Consider the following 15,038-nt stretch of genomic DNA (forward strand, 5'->3'; position numbering starts at 1 on the left):
TCACCAAAAAATAAGCTTTTATATATCATAAATTTTTCGGTTAAATCTAGATATTGACTACGAATATATCGTCATCCATTTTTCACGCTTATTTCGGGTATTCTGAAAAGGAGGCTGAATAGTTACCTGGAAAATACCATTTAGACGTGTGTCTGCTCTTCCAGATTTGAACATTTTTAACTCGTTCGTCTGGATACAGGTCTGTATCCCGAATAGCCAATCGAAACCTGCGCTTCCAACCGGTGGCTCCAAAGACCCGACAGACGTCGCACAGGCCCTCATGGTCCTTTTCTTCGTCAAAGGCACAATTTGCCTTACTTGGATCACATGCATCTCCACCCAGCCCCCGAACAACGACCTCGTACCACCAGCGCATACTACCGATGATGCCTGTTTCGTGGATGCTATCCACCTTGCCCGCCTTCACCCCGCCAGTCCATAGAGGCGTAAGAGTTTGAATTCTAACATCCATAATAATTTCCTGCCCTATAGTCGATCTCCATCCTCAAACCCCCCATCCCAAAGTACGCCCCGTACCCCACCGCCACCGGCCCCCGGACGGATTCCGCAAACTCGATCCGAAAGCCGTACCCTGCGGACCCCGCCCTCCTCCCGTCCCCCCTGTTTCGCGCCCTCCGGAAGCTCGACCATCCGACCCGCTCCCCCGCGATATCGGTGAAGGAGACGGCCTCGACGGCTGCAGGCTCCGGAAAACCCGCCAGGGCCAGGAGGCGCAAGAGCTCGTGCTCGGGGCCTGCGATCTGTCTTCCGGACGGGTCGAGCTTCGCCGCCCCCGCCCGGGTCGCCTTGGGGTGTCTTGTGGGGATGAAGGGCGTCCGGGAGGTCCAGGTCTTGGACTCAGCGAGGAGGGGGGAGCCTCCCCTGGCCGCATCGGTCCCGCCGAAGTCGCCTGGGAAGCCGAGGGCGAGGAGTGTTAGGTCGGCGGCGATCCCGTCGCCTCGGACCTCCCGGAGGGCTTCTAGAGCGGCTGTTTCGCGAGAGCCGAAGCCTGCGGGGGCGTAGACGGTGACGGAGGTCACCTCGCCCTCCCTGCCCCGTCCCAGGGCCTCGACCGACTCGGGGAGGATGAAGGCGTGGTTGTGGCCCGAGAGGGGCCGTCCCTCCCCGTCGCAGCCGGTGAAGGTCGCCGATCCGTCGGAGAGCTCGACGAGGGCGGCGTGGACCCGCTCCGCGAGGACGATGGCATCGGTGAGCCTCGGCGACCTGCCCGCCAGGGCGAAGCGTCCGACGGTGGGCCCGGGGATCAGGCCCCGGCGGAGCTCGGGGGATCTCATTGAATTCATGGGATATCGAGAATATCGGGGGGAGGGGCCGGATCGGTCTTCCGAAGAGCTGATGGCCTTCAGGGCGGCCCCCGCCTCCCCTGATGGGAGGCGGCCGATCCCCCCGCTCTCGGGGCCCGCGAGCCTCGATCCTCCTTCCTCCCTCTGGCGGAATATCTCCCCATGAAACCCGGCGGCGACCCCATCCCTCATCGGTCGAAATAGATGGGGGTTTCAGTATAAAAATCTGCCGCAAATTCCTTATTATTGGGGTTATGACCTCCGCCAAAGTAAGCCCCATATTATGTAGTCAAAATTTTTATCATTATAGGTTCATTGAACTCGCACCAGCTTAGACCTCCCCTGAAAGGGAAGAAGGGTGGGAGGGACGGCCCACCAACTCCCCCCCCACCTCCTCCCTCCCGGCCACGCCCCGCCGCCGGATCCCGTCCAGCAACAGCCTTTTTATCCCATGCCATGTACGGCACTGTGGCTTTTGAAGAGACGAGACCGAGATGAAGGATCAGGATTAGGAGGAGGCGGAAAGGTGCCGAAGCGAGAAGACATCAAGAAGATCATGATCATCGGGTCTGGGCCCATCGTCATAGGGCAGGCCTGCGAATTCGACTACTCCGGAACCCAGGCCTGCAAGGCCCTCCGGGAGCTGGGATACGAGATAGTCCTGGTGAACTCAAACCCCGCTACGATAATGACCGACCCGGGGATGGCGGACGCCACTTACATCGAGCCCCTCAACGTAGAGAGGATCACCCAGATCATCGAGAAGGAGAGGCCCGACGCCCTTCTGCCGAACCTCGGCGGCCAGTCCGGCCTGAACTTAAGCTTGGAGCTGGCGAAGGCCGGGGTCCTCGAGAGGTACGGCGTCCAGGTGATCGGCGTCGAGCTCGACGCCATAGAGCGGGGGGAGGACCGGATCATATTCAAGGAGACGATGAACCGGCTGGGGATCGAGATCCCCAGGAGCACCGCCGTCTATTCCGTCGAGGACGCGGAGAAGGTGGCGGCGGAGCTGGGGTACCCCGTCGTCGTCAGGCCCGCCTACACCATGGGAGGGACCGGCGGCGGCCTCGTCTACAACGTCGAGGAGCTGCGGACCGTCGCAAGCCGCGGCATCTCCGCGAGCCTCATCGGCCAGATCCTCATCGAGGAGTCGGTCCTGGGGTGGGAGGAGCTGGAGCTGGAGGTGGTCAGGGACGCTAAAAACCAGAAGATCACCGTCTGCTTCATCGAGAACGTCGACCCCATGGGGGTCCATACCGGCGACTCCTACTGCACCGCCCCGATGCTGACGATCTCCAAAGAGCTTCAGGAGAGGCTCCAGGACTACTCTTATCGGATCGTCGAGGCGATCGAGGTGATCGGGGGGACGAACGTCCAGTTCGCCCACGACCCCAAGACCGATCGGGTCGTCGTCATCGAGATCAACCCGCGGACGAGCCGCTCCTCGGCCCTCGCCTCCAAGGCCACCGGCTTTCCCATCGCCCTCGTCTCGGCGAAGCTCGCCAGCGGCATGACCCTCGACGAGATCCCCTACTGGCGGGAGGGAACCCTCGACAAGTACACCCCTTCCGGCGATTATGTGGTGGTGAAGTTCGCCCGCTGGGCCTTCGAGAAGTTCAGGGGCGCCGAAGACAGGCTCGGAACCCAGATGAAGGCCGTCGGGGAGGCGATGGCCATCGGCAAGACCTACAAAGAGGCCCTCCAGAAGGCGATCAGGTCCCTTGAGATCGGAAGGTACGGCCTCGGCTTTGCCAAAGACTTCTACGAGAGGCCCCTGGCAGAGCTGCTGGATATGCTGAAGTGGCCGACGAGCGAGCGGCAGTTCATCATCTACGAAGCCCTCCGGAAGGGGGCGGGGGTCCAGGAGATAAGCGATATCACCAGCATCAAGGGCTGGTTCATCCAGGAGATGAAGGAGCTCGTCGACCTGGAAGAGGAGATCCTCGCGTACCGGGGGAAGGGAGGAGAGCTTCCCGACGCCCTCCTGGAGAGGGCGAAGAAGGACGGCTTCGCCGACGGGTATCTCGCCAGGCTGTTGGCGGTCTGCGAGACGGATATCCGCAGCCGCAGAAAAGCCCTGGGGATAGTCCAGGGGTGGCACCCCGTCCCCGTCAGCGGCGTCGAAGACGCCGCATACTACTACTCCACCTACAACGGGCCCGACGTCACAAAGACGACCGACCGGCGGAAGGTGATGGTCCTGGGCGGCGGTCCCAACCGGATCGGCCAGGGGATCGAGTTCGACTACTGTTGCGTCCACGCCGCCTTCGCCCTCCGGGACCTCGGCTACGAGACGATCATGGTCAACTGCAACCCCGAGACCGTCTCCACCGACTACGACACCTCCGACAAGCTCTACTTCGAGCCCCTTACGGTCGAGGACGTCCTCAGCATCTACGAGAAGGAGAGGCCGGAGGGGATGATAGTCCAGTTCGGGGGCCAGACCCCCCTGAACATAGCTAGAGAGCTGGAGGAGGCCGGCGCCAGGATCTTCGGGACGACCGTCGACGCCATCGATCTAGCCGAAGACCGGGACCGGTTCAGGATGATGATGGAGAAGATGAACGTCCCCATGCCCGAGTCTGGGATGGCGAGCAACCTCGGAGAGGCGCTGGAGGTGGCGGCCCGGATCGGCTACCCCCTCATGGTCCGACCCTCCTACGTCCTCGGAGGGCGCGGCATGGAGGTGATCTACGACGAGGAGATGCTGGAGCGGTACGTCGCCGCCGCCGTCGACGTGACGCCGGAGCGGCCGATCCTCATCGACCGGTTCCTGGAGAACGCCCTGGAGGCGGAGGCGGACGCCCTCTCCGACGGGACTGAAACCTTCGTTCCGGCGGTGATGGAACATATCGAGCAGGCCGGGGTCCACTCCGGCGACTCCGCCTGCGTCATACCCCCGGTGACGATCCCCGCAAAACACCTTGCGACGATAAAAGAGTACACCCGGCGGATCGCGGGAGAGCTCGGGGTCGTCGGCCTCATGAACATGCAGTACGCCATCGCAAGGGACGCCGTCTACGTCCTGGAGGCGAATCCCAGGGCTTCCAGGACAGTCCCCCTCGTATCGAAGGTCTGCAACGTCTCCATGGCCCGGATCGCGACAGAGCTTATGATGGGAAAGAAGCTCTCGGACCTCTCCCTCCGGGAGAGGAAGATCCCCCACTTCGGGGTCAAGGAGGCGGTATTCCCCTTCAACATGTTCCCGGAGGTCGACCCTCTCCTGGGGCCTGAGATGAGGTCGACGGGGGAGGTCCTGGGGATGGCCGACTCCTTCGGGATGGCCTTCTACAAGGCGGAGGAGGCGGCGAAGCAGATCCTGCCGAAGGGGGGGTCGGTTCTGATCACCGTCGCCTCCAAGGACAGGGGGAACGTCCTGGAAGCTGCAAGGGAGTTCTATAAGCTCGGGTTTGCCATCAGGGCGACTGGTGGCACTCGCGACTTCCTCGCCGAAAACGGGATAGAATCCGAGCATATCCTGAAGCTCACCGAGGGAAGGCCCAACATCGACGACGCCATCAAGAACGGGGAGGTTCAGCTCGTCGTCAACACTCCCATCGGAAAGGCGAGCCAGTACGACGACTCCTACATCCGGAAGGCGGCTATCAAGTACAGGGTGCCTTACATCACCACCCCCGCCGCAGCTTCGGCGGCGGCCAAGGGGATCGCGGCCTTCATCAACGGCAGGTCGGGGGTCAAGTCCCTCCAGGAGTATCACGCCGAGATCGAAGGATGAAGAGACGGCCAGGGGGTCGTGGGATGAACGGAGATATCCCCGATATCGTGGGATGAACGGAGATATCCCCGATATCGTGGGATGAACGGAGATATCCCCGATATCGTGGGATGAACGGAGATATCCCCGATATCGTGGGATGAACGGAGATATCCCCGATATCTCATTCTACGATATCCCCTTCTTCTCCATCTCCGATATCCACCGCTAATTCTTCTATCATTCTCATCGATCTTCGCCGTTGCCGACCTTCCTCAGGAGGTGGGCGGTGCATATCCCTCCTAAGAGGGTGTGAAACCAGAGCTGGGCGACCCTCGCCAGGATCGTCGCCGCCGCGGCGTCGTGGAGCGATACTCCCACGGCGGTGAAGAGGGCGACCATGAGGATGTCGACGATCCCAACCCCTCCTGGGAGGATCAGGGGGAGGGTCTGGAAGACCATGATCACCGAGTAGACCGCAAATATGGCGAATATGGGGATCTCCACCCCCAAGGACCGGAACGCTGCATAAGCCACGAGGTTTAAAGAGAGCCAGCCACAGAACGCCCAGAAGAAGCTCAATATTATGGATCCGCTTCTATTTTTGAGAAGGAAGATGCTCTGCTGGAACTGGCGGGTCATGGTGGAGCATAAGCTCCTGTTTACGCTCCTCTTAAACGACCTCTCCACCTGATCGAGGAGGAAGTTTACGGTGCCCAGCAGCCAGCTCTCCGAAGAGCAGAAGCCCAGAAGGAGGAGGCCTGCAGAAGCCATCAGGATTACCATCGTGAAGCAGGTGGTCAGAGCCCAGTTGGGAACTTCGTACCACAGGACGAGGTAGGCGAGGCCCAGGGAGATCCCCAGGAAGAAGGGGATCGCCGTTATGATCCTGGTGACGGCGACGGTGGCGGTGCTGGCCTCAAGCCTCCCGTTCCCGGCGATCTTGGAGAGGAAGTAAATCCGTCCGGCCTCCCCGGAGACGGACCCCGAGGGGATGAGGTTGTTCAAGAATATGCTGGACATGTAGATGGAGAAGACGTCCCATAGAGAGATCCGACAGTCCAGCTCCCGGACCACCGTCTGCCAGGATAGGGCGTTGAAGACGACGTCCAAAAGGGAGAAGACGAAGGCGAGGCCGAAGATGGCGAGGTCTACCTCCGCGAGAGCCGCCGTGACGTCCCCGAGCCCCAGGCTGTAGAGGTAGGCGAAGTAGGCGGATAGGCCCAGGACGACCAGGGCCGTCGATCTTCGAGGGTTTATGGTAGGAAGCTCCGCGTCTTGGACCACGCCGCCGATGGAGGCGTCGGCCGGAGAAATAGTTATCCGCTAATAGATGGTGGAGGCTCTTACGGCGGCGCGAGCCGGATGGGCTGCGGTCCCATCTCGAAAGGACGACTAATAGAGGGGGTATGACAATTGCACAGCTGGAAGCCGGATGAGTACGAGAAGAGCTCAGAAGCCCAGCAGTTATGGGCTGCAGAGCTACTGTCCAAGGTCGAGATCGATGGGGACGAGAGGGTCCTGGACATAGGCTCTGGCGACGGCAAGATCACGGCGAAGGTCGCCGACCTCGTCCCCGATGGATCCGTCCTGGGGATCGACAGCTCCGCAGCGATGGTCGCCTTCGCGGCAGAGAGGCATCCGCAAGAGGAGCATGCGAACCTATCGTTCCAGCTCGGCGACGCTCGGAACCTCGACTTCGACGGGGAGTTCGACCTCGTCGTCTCCTTCGCCGCCCTCCACTGGGTCGGCGACCATGGACCCGTCCTCCGGGGGATCCGGCGGGCGCTGAAGCCCGGCGGGAGGGCCTTCCTGCAGTTCGGCGGCCGCGGCAACGCCGCCGGGGCCCTGGCCATCGCCGACGGGATTATCAAAGAAGATAGCTGGCGGCGCTCCTTCGAGGGGTTCGACTTCCGGTACGCCTTCTTCGGCCCCGAAGAGTACCGGATCTGGATCGAAGAGGCGGGGCTCGTTCCCCTGAGGGTGGAGCTGATCCAGAAGGATATGGTCCAGCCGGGGCCTGCGGGATTCGCCGGCTGGATCGAGTCTACCTGGCTACCCTACCTGGAGAGGGTCCCTGAGGACCGCCGCCGGGAGTTCATATCCGAGATCGTAGGGAGGTACCTCCGCCTCCATCCTCCCGACGGCGAGGGGAGGGTCCACGTGGGGATGGTGAGGCTCGAGGCGGTGGCAGAGAGGCCCGGGATCTGAAGAGACGGCAAAGCAGATCGTCCAAGATCGAATCTTCCGCTCTCAGATCGTCGCTGCCTGTGTCTTATGCAGCCCGCCCCTCGTCTTCTTCTTCCACCTCCTTCAGGGACCTTCCCGTCAGGGCGGAGTTGGGCTCTCTCTCCAGGACGTCGTCATCGGCTTTCGCGAAGTCGTCCTTCATCTTAACCAGGATCCACCGCTCGTTCTTCCCCCGGCCGGTCCGGGTGAGGGCATAGCCGCCCCGAAGCTTCTCTCCCGAGAGAAGGAAGGTGGCGTGGCCCCGCTCCAGCGCCTCGGCGATCGAGACCTCCTTTCCATCGGCGCTGGTGGTGTTCTCGTAGGTCCCGATATCCCAGACGATGACGGTGCCGGCTCCGTACTCTCCTGTGGGGATCGTCCCCTCGAAGTCGATGTAGTCGAGGGGGTGGTCCTCGGTGGGGACGGCGAGCCGCTTTGTCTTCGTATCGAGGGAGGGACCCTTGGGGACGGCCCAGGACTTCAGGACGCCCCCGACATCGAGGCGGAGGTCGTAGTGGAGCTTCTTCGCCCGATGCTTCTGGACCGAGAAGCGGGGCTTATCGCCTGGCGTTATCCCGCCGGAGCCGGGGGGCTCGCTGGTCCTGGAGAAATCCCTTTTTTTGCGGTAGGCTTGGAGCTTATCAACTTCGGGCATGCGGGTGAGATTATATCACCGATTCTTAATCAATTGATGGGAGGGCTCGGATCTGACGGGGCTCATCGCATCCTTCGTGATGAATATCGCCCATCGGTCGCCCACTCCATCCCATGTCACGAACTATATTTAACGGCGGGATAGAGGGAGGAGCGCCGACACGGAAACCGAATTTAAATCAAAAGGTGACTATAATTATGGAGGCGACCGATGAAGATCGACGATCATGAAGAGCCGGAGGGGATCTCCCCAGGCGGCAGGACGGAGGCTCCGCCACATGCCACCCCCCGGGTCCTCTTCACCACGGTGTATAGAGAGGGGGAGGGGTACGACTACATCGGCGCCAACTCCCGGTCGCGGTGGTTTAGGTTCCGCTGGCCGAGGGACCAGTCCTTCGGCCTGCGGTTCCTCAAGCAGAACATCCCGGAGCTGCAGATCGTCGAGTTTCCCACCTTCGAGGGGTACAAAGAGAGGCTCGCCGAGGGATGGGACGTAGTCGGCATATCCTTCTACATCAGCGAGACGGAGGAGGCGGTCGCGATGGCAGATTTCGCCCGGGCGTCCGGGGCGGTCGGCGAGGTCTGGGCCGGAAACTACGGAGCCCTCACCCCGTCCGTCCAGGAGAAGTTCGACAGGGTCTTCGTCGGCTACGCCGAAGAGCAGGTCGCCCCCTTCTTCAACAGAAAGGTCGACGAGATCATTCACCCGCCCCTGGTCGAGCACCTGGACACCCCCATCGGCCTGAAGCTGAACATCTACGGCGCCCTCTTCACCATCCGGGGCTGCTCCGTCGGCTGCAGCTTCTGTCAGGCGACCTCCTTCTGCAACCGGCCCAAGCCCCTCCCCCTGGAGTCGATCGAGAGGGTTTTGTCGTACTACAGGGACCAGGGGATCAACGTCGTCGTCATCGAGGACGAGAGCTTCGGCGCCAACCGCAGCCACGCCGACCGGGTCGCGCAGCTCCTCGACGAGTACGGGATGGTATGGGGTTGCATGGCTCGGGCCGACTACCTGATAGATAAGATCGACGAGTGGGCGGATTTGAGGAGGCAGCGGCCCTCCAGCGGGGCTGGCAAAGGCCGTAACCCCGTCAGGGGCTTTGCCGGCGCCGCCATCGGGATCGAGAACTTCCACCAGGAGGTCCTCGACGGCGTCGCGAAGAGGGAGGCGGCCGGGGAGATCCTGGAGACGGTCGAAAAACTGAAGAGCCACGGCCTGGGGACCGTCGGCTACTACATGATAGGCTTTCCGACGGATACGGCCTCTTCGATAAGAGAGGACGTAGAGAGGCTCGCCTCCCTCAAGCTCGACCTCACCCAGATCTGCGTCCTAACCCCGCTGCCCAGAACGAAGCTCTGGGAGGAGGTCGCCGAAAGGTACGGGATATCCGACCTCGACTACCACCACTTCGACGGAAAGCACCTCGTCTGGAACCACCCGAATTTATCGCCAGAGGAGATGGAGGACCTCCTCGACTGGTCCATGAGGAAGGTGAACCCCCGGACTGCGCCCCTGCGGTCATCGGCGAGGATCTGGAAGAAGGCCTACGCTGAGGCGGGGGTCGCCGGGATCAGGGTGCTATTATCCTGCCTCGTCAGGGCTAACAGGTTCGACTACGGCGCTGGCCCGAGGATGCTGGATCGGGATTGAAGGGGAAAGGATTGATGGTAAGAGAGATGACGTCGAAGCTGGCCGGGGTGCGATCTTGAAGATCGTATATTCGGAGAAGTTCGAAGAGCGGTACTCAGCAAACCCCGTGGAGGGGCCCGACCGGGCGAGGCTCTCCGCCCGAAAGCTTCAGGGCCACGACTTCGTGGAGCCCCTCCCTGCGAGCCTCGAAGACGTATCGAGGGTCCACAGCAGAGAGCACATTGAGATGGTAAGAAGGAAGGGGATGCTGGCTCCCGCCCTACTGGCGGCCGGCGGGGCGAATCTCGCCGCTGAGATCGCCCTCCGGGGCAAAGCCGCCTTCGCCCTTGTCAGGCCGCCGGGCCACCACGCCTCCGCCACCACCGCCTGGGGGATGTGCTACTTCAACAACGTCGCCGTCGCCGTCAGGAAGATTGAAGATCGGATAGAGGGCAAGATCGAGGGGCGGACGGGTAAGGTCCTGATCGTCGACATCGACCTCCACTACGGCGACGGGACCGTCGGGATATTCCGGTGGGATGATGGCGTGAAGGTTGTGAATGTGGGCGCCATCGACCCCGGATTCGACTATCTTGCCCTCGATCCGGCGGGCTACATCGGTCAGGTGGAGAGGGCCGTCGCGGAGTCCGACTTCGACCTCCTCGCCGTCTCGGCGGGGTTTGACACCTACGTTCTCGACTGGGGCGGCCTCATCGACCTCGCCGACTACCGCGAGATCGGCCGGATCCTCCGGGAGGGGGCGGAGGAGAAGAGCGCGGGTCGCAGGTTCGCCGTCCTGGAGGGCGGCTATCACCAGGACCTCCCCCTCTGCATCAGAAGCTTCGTTGAGGGGTTTGGAGGAGATTAAGCTCCGGCTCGGCCCTTTCTCCTCTATCGACCCGATCCCCCGCCCTACCGAGGCCGGACCCTCCGGCAAAAGAGACTTAAAGTTATAGGCCACGAGTTGAGGGTAGAGGTGAGAAGAATATGACCAAAGTAGGTGAGGTTTATCGGTGTGACGTCTGCGGAAACGTCGTCGAGGTCAAAGAGGCTGGCGCAGGCCAGCTCGTCTGCTGCGGAAAGCCGATGGTCCCGGCCAAGAAGGGATGATCGGACCTTTTTTTAACCCAGGATTGTATTAGAATGGCGGCTTCAAACGCCGGGCCGTCGAAGGCGACATCAGGCCGAAAAGCTGATATCCCCGCGAAGGGAGTCGAGATGGGGCCCGATATTGATGCTTGAGATCGGATACCTGAAACTGGACAACCCTCTGGGGATCGTCTCGCCGAATGGCTCCCGGAACCCCGGAAGCCTCAACGGCTCGGCAGGGCTGGTAATGCTGGGGCGTTTCGACCTCTCCGAGGCGGCCCCCTCAGAGATAAAGAGGGCGATGGAAGGGTGGCAGAGCCCTTCGGCCCTGGGGTTCTCGACGACGGGAGGGGAGATCGAAGACCTGGCAGAGGCAGGGAGGATGGCTGCGGAAGAGGGGCGGCTGATGGAGGTGGTCCTCCCCCGGACCGGCGAGGTCGCCGACGCCGTAGAAGCGGTCAAGAGGATGGGCGCCACCCTATCGGTGAGGGTGGGCCCCGACGCCGTCGGGGATCTCAGGACCCTCGGGAGGGAGCTGAAGGAGGCGGGGGCCGACCTCCTCCACCTCGACCTCCGGGGTGCCGGCCCCGGGGCGGCGAAGGTGGTGAAGAGGATCTCTGAAGGCGGGTCCCCCCCCATCATGGCGAGGATCGAAGTCGGCGACTTCAAGGCCGCCAAGGAGATCCTCTCCATGGGGGCAGATATGATATCCCTATCGGATAAGGCAGACCCCGAGTTCGTCAATTGGCTCGCCGACGCCCTGAAGAGATACCAGAAGATCGTCGGCTGGTACAACGCCCCAAAGCACATCTGCTCCGGGGGGGACCTGCGGGCCGTCGCCTTCTGCTGTCCTCCCGTCAAGAATTGCCCCCTCCTGGGAGCCCTCAAGAAGATCGATGTAACCCCCCAGGAGTTCGTCGATATGAAGCTCGCATTGACGAGGGGGACGCCCCTGGAGCCGGGGGAGGGGACATGCTTTGGAAGCCTCACCTGGTGCTGTAAGATAACAAAGCCCTGTTTCATGAGGGATGCGGTCCTGGAGAGGCACGGGATCTCCCCCGACGAGTACATGAGGCTGAAGAAGAAGCTCTCCGAGGATCTTTTGAAGAGATGAAGACGGATCCTGACCGCATAGCGCAAGGGGCACAGCTATCGATGCTCATCGAGCTCTCCTCCACGCCGAAGCCGGGGAACGTCGACCGGTCCCACGACTTCGAGGAGATCAAGTTCCACCACTTCCTGATCAGCGCCGTCTCAGCCTACCCCGTATTCAGGGACGCCGCCCTGGGAGTAGAGCCGGCGGGCACGTTGATAAGGAGGGCGGTCTCGGCCTGGAGGGGCTGGGGGCTATCCCAGAACACCCACTTCGGGACGATCGCCCTCCTCGTCCCCCTGGCGAAGGCCGCAGGAAGGGGCGGAGATCTCCATGAAGAGGTAGCCCAGGTTCTGGAGGAGACGACGGCGGAGGATGCCGTGGAGTTCTACGCCGCCTTCAGGATCGCCGGAGCGAGGGTGGCGGAGGTGGAGGACATGAGCCTGGAGGACCCCACCTCATCGGACCGATTGCTATCGGAGAAGAGGACCCTCCTGGACCTGATGCACCTCTCCTCCGGCCATGACCTCGTGGCGAGGGAGTGGTCGACGGGCTTTGAGAGGAGCTTCGCCCTCTCCGGGATCCTGAAAGAGAGGGTCAGAGATCTGGGGATCAACGACGGGGTGGTCATCGCCTACCTCGAAGCGCTGGCACAGGTCCCCGACGGCCTCGTCGCCTCGAAGTTCGGCCCTGCCAAGGCGGAGGAGGCGTCTTGTAGGGCGAGGGCGATCCTGGGGCGCGAGGTCTCCGAGACCCTCCGCCTAGCCGGGGATCTGGACGATGAGTTCATAGAAGAGGACGTAAACCCCGGGTCGACGGCGGACATCATCGGCGCGGCCCTCTTCATAGCCCTGATGGAGGGCTCCATTCTCAGGAGTGAAGAAGGATGATTTATGATCTTGGAGAGATCGAAGAGCTGGGGATATTTGATGGGATCAACGAGATAATAGCCACCACGGAGGATGAGATGGGCGCCCCCAACGCCGCGCCCATGGGGCTGATAAAGGAGGGCGACCGCCTCTCGGTCCGGCTCTTCGCCGGATCTCATACCCGGGACAACATATTGGCCAAAGGAAAGTTCGTCGCCAACGTATCCCACGATTCGATGCTCTTCGTCGAGACGGCTTTAAACGACATCCCCGAAGATAGGTTCGTCGATAGGGACGGCGAGCTGACCCTCAGGGACGCCGAGGCCTGGGCGCTCTTTAAATGTGAGCCCAAGGATCTGGACATCGCCCTCCCGGAGGCGGAGTTCGTCAAGGGGGAGGTATTGAGCAGGGAGTTTCGGGCGGTGAACAGGGGGATTAACCTGGTGGTGGAGGCGGCCGTCGCCGCCACCCGCTACGTCGCCCTGAGAAGCGACCTCTACCTCGAGGAGATCTTCAGGATAAGGCGGATCGTGGGGCGGTGCGGAGGCCCCAGGGAGATCGAGGCGATGGACCGGCTCGATGAGCTGATGGAGCAAGCCATTGATGACTGAAAAGTTCTGACGGGCTGTTGGAAGTCGACGGTGGACGATGCAGGAGAGGCTCTCTTCGGGGTGTGATGGGCTGGACCGGCTCCTGGGTGGGGGGTTTGAGCCGGGGGTCATAACCCAGATCTACGGCGAGGCGGGGACCGGCAAGACGAACATAATCCTCCAGCTGGCGGTGGGGGCGGTGGGCCGGGGCTATAAGGTGATCTTCATCGATACCGAGGGGTTCTCCGTCGAGAGGTTCAAGCAGATCGCAGGGGAGGGGGCCAAGGAGGTGGGGGCGAAGATCGTCGTCTTCGAGCCGCTGAACCTGGAACAGCAGCACGCCTCCATCAAAGACGCCACCAGGATCATGGGTAAGGAGTTCGGCCTCGTCGTCCTCGACTCGGCGACCTCCCTGTACCGGGCCGCCTTCGAAGGGGAGGACAACAGGCCCGTTCGGAGGGCGCTGGCGGCCCAGCTCGGCGACCTCCAGGAGATGGCGAGGAGGCACAGGATCCCGGTGGTGGTCACAAACCAGGTCTACATGGAGATCGAGACTGGAAACCTCCGCCCCCTGGGGGGGATGGCGATGGACCACGCCACCAAGACCTCGATATTCCTGGAGAAGAAGGGGGAGGGGAAGAGGACCGCCCGGCTGATGAAGCACAGGTCCATGGCCGAGGGGGCGACGGCGGAGCTGTTGATCACCGCGAAGGGCGTCGAGTGATGGGGGTGTTGGCGGCAAGATCGCCCTTGGGCAGACGCCCCGGCACCACGGCTACATACCCCTCCTCCCCCCCGGCCGCAGAAGATCAGGATCGCGCGCTTTTTTATCTCTCTTTATACAAGCTCTCGATACCGAAAGTATATTTAGCAATTAAGTGCAAACGGGCTTCGGTGAAATGAATGGTCAAGATGAACGGAAGGCTCGGCAAATCGAAGGGAAGCCCCACAGGTGGGGAGAAGTTTGAGCAGGAGTTTTACATGACCGCCTCCGAGGCGGCGGCCGCCTTTCGAGGCCTCGCCGACGAGATCGAGGCTCGGGGAAGGGTAGAGGCGTCATCGGGGGACTGGACCCTGGGAGTGAATCTCGCCGAGCCGATCAAGATCGAGGTTCAGTATAAGCATGATCCAGCAAGAAGGGAGCTTGAGGTCCAGCTGAAGCTCAAAGAGAACCCCTGAATCTGGATTGAACCTGAAATATGGCGATCCCGGGGGCGAGGGGACCTATCGGCTCTACCTTCTCCGCTGTATCGAGGGAGAGCTGGATGGCGACCTTCGACCTAATGGGGGTAGGCGCCCACGCAGGTCCCGCTGGGGGGAGAGCCCGAAAGCTCAGGAGCGAAGCGATGCTGCCTTCGCCCCTGGAGCTGTAGAGGATCTCTATCGGAGGCTCATGCTTCCGAATCTTCCTCGAAGATGCTCATCACTCTTACCCTCATCTCTTCGAGCTCTTCTTTGGTAATGCGCCATACGATCTCGCCGCGAGTATTTGCAGCGCCGCCATGGGGCAACCTTTTGCTTATGGACCCGAAAGCCGTTAAAAGAAGTCAGCATCGAGCCAGAGTCCAGTTCGATGATCTTAACGCGCCTAAGTGCATTCATTTCCCATATCAGTATCAGAACTGCTGAGGATAATCTGGATGTGACCGAAACATTTTTCATTGTAAACACAAGGAGAGATATAATATTGCAGTAAAGCTAATAACGGATCATGTCGAGAAGGGGACACTATAGTGATACCCGGCATTTCGCATTAACGGTTTGAACGCTCATTAATTTTCCTGCTATCGATTTTTTGAGAATAGATATCAATCGACTCTGTATAGAGATCAAATAAGGCCAGCTTCATAAAGAATAAGAATATA

The 15,038-nt window shown here is 61.4% G+C and carries 15 protein-coding genes; 11 read left to right on the forward strand and 4 right to left on the reverse strand.

The window, feature by feature from the left end; genetic code table 11:
- Positions 1–88: 88 nt before the first annotated feature.
- Both cmr1 and csb2 read right to left on the reverse strand, forming a co-directional pair.
- Entirely contained in the window at positions 89–472 is a 384-nt protein-coding gene (cmr1, locus tag P0O24_RS11040) for a type III-B CRISPR module RAMP protein Cmr1 (RefSeq protein WP_316969811.1), read from the reverse strand.
- The gene (csb2, locus tag P0O24_RS11045) at positions 462–1,496 is read right to left on the reverse strand and encodes a type I-G CRISPR-associated protein Csb2 (protein WP_316969812.1); all 1,035 of its coding nucleotides are present in this window, start codon (positions 1,494–1,496) and stop codon (positions 462–464) included. Before csb2 ends, cmr1 begins: the two co-directional genes overlap by 11 nt.
- Positions 1,497–1,830: 334 nt before the next feature.
- Between csb2 and carB the strand changes: the two genes are divergently transcribed.
- Positions 1,831–5,040: a carbamoyl-phosphate synthase large subunit gene (carB, locus tag P0O24_RS11050; protein WP_316969813.1), complete on the forward strand. Its 3,210-nt coding sequence runs from the start codon at positions 1,831–1,833 to the stop codon at positions 5,038–5,040.
- A gap of 225 nt (positions 5,041–5,265) precedes the next feature.
- Here the strand turns inward: carB and P0O24_RS11055 are convergent, their stop codons facing one another.
- On the reverse strand, positions 5,266–6,306 hold the full coding sequence (locus P0O24_RS11055) for a lysylphosphatidylglycerol synthase transmembrane domain-containing protein (protein ID WP_316969814.1): 1,041 nt from the start codon (positions 6,304–6,306) through the stop codon (positions 5,266–5,268).
- 129 nt (positions 6,307–6,435) lie between these two features.
- On the opposite strand from P0O24_RS11055, the gene P0O24_RS11060 reads away from it, so the two are divergent.
- A complete protein-coding gene (locus tag P0O24_RS11060; protein WP_316969815.1) occupies positions 6,436–7,230 on the forward strand; it encodes a class I SAM-dependent methyltransferase in 795 nt (264 codons plus the stop codon).
- Positions 7,231–7,294: 64 nt separating this feature from the next.
- On the opposite strand, the gene P0O24_RS11065 is transcribed toward P0O24_RS11060, so the two are convergent.
- Positions 7,295–7,903, reverse strand: coding sequence for a DNA polymerase ligase N-terminal domain-containing protein (locus tag P0O24_RS11065; RefSeq protein ID WP_316969816.1), 609 nt, complete (start codon positions 7,901–7,903; stop codon positions 7,295–7,297).
- Between the two features lie 210 nt (positions 7,904–8,113).
- Here P0O24_RS11065 and P0O24_RS11070 point away from each other — a divergent pair, with 210 nt between their 5' ends.
- The 9 genes from P0O24_RS11070 (at position 8,114) to P0O24_RS11110 (ending at position 14,546) form a co-directional block, all read left to right on the forward strand.
- Positions 8,114–9,553 carry a B12-binding domain-containing radical SAM protein gene (locus P0O24_RS11070; RefSeq protein ID WP_316969817.1) on the forward strand — a complete coding sequence of 480 codons (1,440 nt, stop codon included), beginning with the start codon at positions 8,114–8,116 and terminating at the stop codon, positions 9,551–9,553.
- Positions 9,554–9,608: 55 nt separating this feature from the next.
- Entirely contained in the window at positions 9,609–10,400 is a 792-nt protein-coding gene (locus P0O24_RS11075) for a histone deacetylase family protein (RefSeq protein ID WP_316969818.1), read from the forward strand.
- Positions 10,401–10,519: 119 nt separating this feature from the next.
- Positions 10,520–10,642, forward strand: a complete 123-nt coding sequence (locus tag P0O24_RS11080) for a desulfoferrodoxin FeS4 iron-binding domain-containing protein (RefSeq protein WP_316969819.1) — start codon at positions 10,520–10,522, stop codon at positions 10,640–10,642.
- 124 nt (positions 10,643–10,766) lie between these two features.
- Entirely contained in the window at positions 10,767–11,735 is a 969-nt protein-coding gene (locus P0O24_RS11085; RefSeq protein ID WP_316969820.1) for a methanogenesis marker 9 domain-containing protein, read from the forward strand.
- Positions 11,732–12,604, forward strand: a complete 873-nt coding sequence (locus P0O24_RS11090) for a triphosphoribosyl-dephospho-CoA synthase (protein ID WP_316969821.1) — start codon at positions 11,732–11,734, stop codon at positions 12,602–12,604. The genes P0O24_RS11085 and P0O24_RS11090 overlap by 4 nt, the downstream gene beginning before the upstream one ends.
- A complete protein-coding gene (locus P0O24_RS11095; RefSeq protein WP_316969822.1) occupies positions 12,601–13,194 on the forward strand; it encodes a DUF447 domain-containing protein in 594 nt (197 codons plus the stop codon). Before P0O24_RS11090 ends, P0O24_RS11095 begins: the two co-directional genes overlap by 4 nt.
- A gap of 37 nt (positions 13,195–13,231) precedes the next feature.
- Positions 13,232–13,897 (forward strand): DNA repair and recombination protein RadB, encoded by a 666-nt coding sequence (gene radB, locus P0O24_RS11100; RefSeq protein WP_316969823.1) that lies wholly within the window; start codon positions 13,232–13,234, stop codon positions 13,895–13,897.
- Between the two features lie 179 nt (positions 13,898–14,076).
- A complete protein-coding gene (locus P0O24_RS11105; protein WP_316969824.1) occupies positions 14,077–14,352 on the forward strand; it encodes an amphi-Trp domain-containing protein in 276 nt (91 codons plus the stop codon).
- 20 nt (positions 14,353–14,372) lie between these two features.
- On the forward strand, positions 14,373–14,546 hold the full coding sequence (locus P0O24_RS11110) for a hypothetical protein (RefSeq protein ID WP_316969825.1): 174 nt from the start codon (positions 14,373–14,375) through the stop codon (positions 14,544–14,546).
- Positions 14,547–15,038: the final 492 nt, after the last annotated feature.

The sequence above is a fragment of the Candidatus Methanocrinis alkalitolerans genome, assembly GCF_029167205.1.
GTDB lineage: Archaea > Halobacteriota > Methanosarcinia > Methanotrichales > Methanotrichaceae > Methanocrinis > Methanocrinis alkalitolerans.

Coding starts and splice junctions, on each gene's coding strand:
- P0O24_RS11085 (WP_316969820.1), top strand. CDS start 10,767: ATGCTTGAGATCGGATACCTGAAACTGGACAACCCTCTGGGGATCGTC.
- P0O24_RS11065 (WP_316969816.1), bottom strand. CDS start 7,903: ATGCCCGAAGTTGATAAGCTCCAAGCCTACCGCAAAAAAAGGGATTTC.
- P0O24_RS11080 (WP_316969819.1), top strand. CDS start 10,520: ATGACCAAAGTAGGTGAGGTTTATCGGTGTGACGTCTGCGGAAACGTC.
- P0O24_RS11090 (WP_316969821.1), top strand. CDS start 11,732: ATGAAGACGGATCCTGACCGCATAGCGCAAGGGGCACAGCTATCGATG.
- P0O24_RS11095 (WP_316969822.1), top strand. CDS start 12,601: ATGATTTATGATCTTGGAGAGATCGAAGAGCTGGGGATATTTGATGGG.
- cmr1 (WP_316969811.1), bottom strand. CDS start 472: ATGGATGTTAGAATTCAAACTCTTACGCCTCTATGGACTGGCGGGGTG.
- P0O24_RS11110 (WP_316969825.1), top strand. CDS start 14,373: ATGGCGATCCCGGGGGCGAGGGGACCTATCGGCTCTACCTTCTCCGCT.
- P0O24_RS11105 (WP_316969824.1), top strand. CDS start 14,077: ATGGTCAAGATGAACGGAAGGCTCGGCAAATCGAAGGGAAGCCCCACA.
- P0O24_RS11070 (WP_316969817.1), top strand. CDS start 8,114: ATGAAGATCGACGATCATGAAGAGCCGGAGGGGATCTCCCCAGGCGGC.
- csb2 (WP_316969812.1), bottom strand. CDS start 1,496: ATGAGGGATGGGGTCGCCGCCGGGTTTCATGGGGAGATATTCCGCCAG.
- radB (WP_316969823.1), top strand. CDS start 13,232: ATGCAGGAGAGGCTCTCTTCGGGGTGTGATGGGCTGGACCGGCTCCTG.